This is a genomic window from Myroides albus (assembly GCF_009711045.1).
In the GTDB taxonomy this organism is placed as follows: Bacteria; Bacteroidota; Bacteroidia; order Flavobacteriales; family Flavobacteriaceae; genus Flavobacterium; species Flavobacterium album_A.
In genome coordinates this window covers 1-1,658 of sequence record NZ_WMJX01000109.1, presented here as the reverse complement: position 1 = coordinate 1,658, position 1,658 = coordinate 1, and the positions used below count along the sequence as shown (strand labels likewise).

Below are 1,658 nucleotides of genomic sequence, written 5' to 3'. Positions count from 1 at the left end.
ATATTAAAAATCAAATCATTTAATTACACCCAACGGGTTTAGATTATAAAAGATGTACTTGCTCGGGGGCATACAAATAAAAGAAGATTATCTTTTAATTAACTAAATAATAAATACAAAACACTTAATAACAATAAAAAGAGGACCTAATCGACACATTAAAGTTCCAAGTGCAATACCGGATAAGCTTTACCCTGTGCATCTGTCTCCGATCTATCGATAACTTTAAATCCTAAGTGTTTGTAAAACCCTACCGCTTGCCAATTTTGTTCATTCACATCCACTCTTTTGATATGAAATGAATCTCTGGCATAAGCAATCATTTGTTTGCCTATTCCCTCTCCCCTATACTCATGATCAATAAACAACATCTCCAAGCTATCTTCAGCTATCCCCATAAAGCCAACTAAAACGCTTTTGCTTTCATACCCCCACAAAGAAACGTGTTCAAAGTACAAAGGAATATGCTCTTTGTAATACAGAAAATCTTCATTCTTTAGGAAATCATGAGTATTCAAAACTGCACTTTCCCAGATTTGCATTAAACGGGGATAATCCCCTACCTTTATTCTTCGAATCATAATCTAAATTTTAGAACAACAAAAATTGTACTTTTAATCAAACAACTACTGAACCTGGGTTAAAAAATTCGCTTGCGTATCCGACTAAGCCCTTGTGGTGTTACTCCAATAAAAGAGGCAATATCTTTCAAAGGCAAATAATTCATCAACTCACCATATTCGTTTAGCAGCTCTAAATAATATTGCTCAGAAGTGTACTTTATCAAATCAATATTCCTTTTCAATAAGCGATTGAGAAGTTTAGCCGTCAAATCACTAAAGACCTCCTTTACAAGAGGAAGCTCTGTATACAATCTAACCACTTGTTCCTTGTCAATGCGATAAACTACACTTGACATCACAGCTTGTACATTGAATAAAGACTGTTCTTCTAAGGTAAATGAAATATTGCTCATAGAAAATGTTCCCGCCAAGCAAAACCAAAAAGTCTGTTCATCACCTTTGTGATTCAACGTCCAACAACGAAATGCCCCATCTGAGATAAAGTAGCTATATCGCTCCACTTGCCCTTGTTCGATTAGAAAAGCATTCCTCTGCACTTCTATCCTTTCAAAATAACCATCAAACAAGTCATACTCCCTTTGCGTAAACACTCCCTTGTCAACATCAAATTCTTTTATTAGTTTCTCTAAAAGCATCTTTACTATTATCTAATCTTGCAAAATTAAGGACTTAACCACTTTCTATAAAAAAATATTTACTTTTATTAAAAATATAAAAAACAGACAATAAAGCACTTATGATTTTATTCAAAAAAAAGTAGCCATTTGATACAAAAAACATTTGCGCACAATACAAATTGTACTATATTTGCACTCGCAATACAGAACAAGAGAGTTCTACTGGAGAAATGGCAGAGTGGTCGAATGCGGCGGTCTTGAAAACCGTTGACTGTAACAGGTCCGGGGGTTCGAATCCCTCTTTCTCCGCAAAGAAAACCGATAACAAATGTTATCGGTTTTTTTGATTATATATAATTCTCTAAGAATCTGTAACCAAACAGTTGCAAATAAAAAGGGATCAATCTCAAAAGTTGTGTTGGATCAATCTCAAAAGTTGTGTTTAGGCATAAAGCTT

Annotated in this window: 2 protein-coding genes and 1 tRNA gene; 1 reads left to right on the top strand and 2 read right to left on the bottom strand. The window is 34.3% G+C overall.

Going from position 1 to position 1,658, the window contains the following annotated elements; genetic code table 11:
• Positions 1-158: 158 nt before the first annotated feature.
• Both GJV76_RS15505 and GJV76_RS15500 read right to left on the bottom strand, forming a co-directional pair.
• Positions 159-581, bottom strand: a complete 423-nt coding sequence (locus GJV76_RS15505) for a GNAT family N-acetyltransferase (RefSeq protein WP_155093483.1) — start codon at positions 579-581, stop codon at positions 159-161.
• A gap of 59 nt (positions 582-640) precedes the next feature.
• Positions 641-1,219: a Crp/Fnr family transcriptional regulator gene (locus GJV76_RS15500; RefSeq protein ID WP_155093482.1), complete on the bottom strand. Its 579-nt coding sequence runs from the start codon at positions 1,217-1,219 to the stop codon at positions 641-643.
• A 206-nt stretch (positions 1,220-1,425) separates the two neighbouring features.
• Between GJV76_RS15500 and GJV76_RS15495 the strand changes: the two genes are divergently transcribed.
• A tRNA-Ser gene (locus GJV76_RS15495) sits at positions 1,426-1,510 on the top strand.
• Positions 1,511-1,658: the final 148 nt, after the last annotated feature.